Raw genomic sequence first — 1,417 nt, forward strand, 5'->3', positions numbered from 1 at the left:
GGTTAACTACTGGGGCAGGGTTAACGGTTACAGTCACATCATCGGTGTCTGTTGCTCCATCATTATCCCGAACCGTCAAACGGAAATTATAGGTTCCTGCTATCAAACCCGACAAAGAAGCCGATGCCTGGGTAGCATTGCCAATCGTTGCTGTATTGGGACCCGATACCTGTGTCCATTGATACGATGCTATTGTGCCATCTGCATCAGATGAACCATTGCCATTCAGGGTAGCGGTGCTCGTTGGCAAAGTAATGGCGATATTGTTACCTGCATTTGCCACCGGCGCCTGGTTAACTACTGGGGCAGGGTTAACGGTTACAGTCACATCATCGGTGTCTGTTGCTCCATCATTATCCCGAACCGTCAAACGGAAATTATAGGTTCCTGCTATCAAACCCGACAAAGAAGCCGATGCCGAAGTAGCATTGCCAATCGTTGCTGTATTGGGACCTGATACCTGTGTCCATTGATACGATGCTATCGTTCCATCTGCATCGGATGAACCAGTGCCATTCAAGGTAGCTGTGCTCGTTGGTAATGTTATAGTGATATTGTTACCTGCATTGGCTACCGGAGCCTGGTTAACCACTGGGGCCGGGTTAACTGTTACAGTCACATCATCGGTGTCTGTGGCCCCGTCATTATCCCGAACCGTCAAACGGAAATTATAGGTTCCTGCTATCAAACCCGACAAAGAAGCCGATGCCTGCGTAGCATTGCCAATCGTTGCTGTATTGGGACCTGATACCTGTGTCCACTGATACGATGCTATCGTTCCATCTGCATCGGATGAACCAGTTCCATTCAAGGTAGCGGTGCTCGTTGGCAAAGTAATGGTGATATTGTTACCTGCATTGGCTACCGGAGCCCGGTTCACTACTGGGGCCGGGTTAACTGTTACAGTCACATCATCGGTGTCTGTGGCCCCGTCATTATCCCGAACCGTCAAACGGAAATTATACGTTCCTGCTATCAAACCCGACAAAGAAGCTGATGCCTGCGTAGCATTGCCAATCGTTGCTGTATTGGGACCTGATACCTGTGTCCATTGATACGATGCTATCGTTCCATCTGCATCAGATGAGCCAGTTCCATTCAGGGTAGCGGTGCTCGTTGGCAAAGTAATGGTGATATTGTTACCTGCATTGGCTACCGGAGCCTGGTTAGGCGCAGGGTTAACTGTCACCGTCACGTCATCCGTGTCTGTGGCCCCGTCATTATCCCGAACTGTCAAACGGAAATTATAGGTTCCTGCTATCAAACCCGACAAAGAAGCTGATGCCTGCGTAGCATTGCCAATCGTTGCTGTATTGGGACCTGATACCTGTGTCCACTGATACGATGCTATCGTTCCATCTGCATCGGATGAGCCAGTCCCATTCAAAGTAGCTGTGCTCGTCGGCAAAGTAATGGT

The 1,417-nt window shown here is 49.5% G+C and carries 1 protein-coding gene; it reads right to left on the reverse strand.

Annotation, left to right across the window (positions count from 1 at the left end; translation table 11 throughout):
* Positions 1 to 1,417: PKD domain-containing protein (locus P2W73_RS13780; RefSeq protein WP_276502642.1), on the reverse strand; the 1,417-nt coding region annotated here is incomplete at both ends.

Source organism: Terrimonas pollutisoli (assembly GCF_029360765.1).
Classification (GTDB): domain Bacteria; phylum Bacteroidota; class Bacteroidia; order Chitinophagales; family Chitinophagaceae; genus Terrimonas_B; species Terrimonas_B pollutisoli.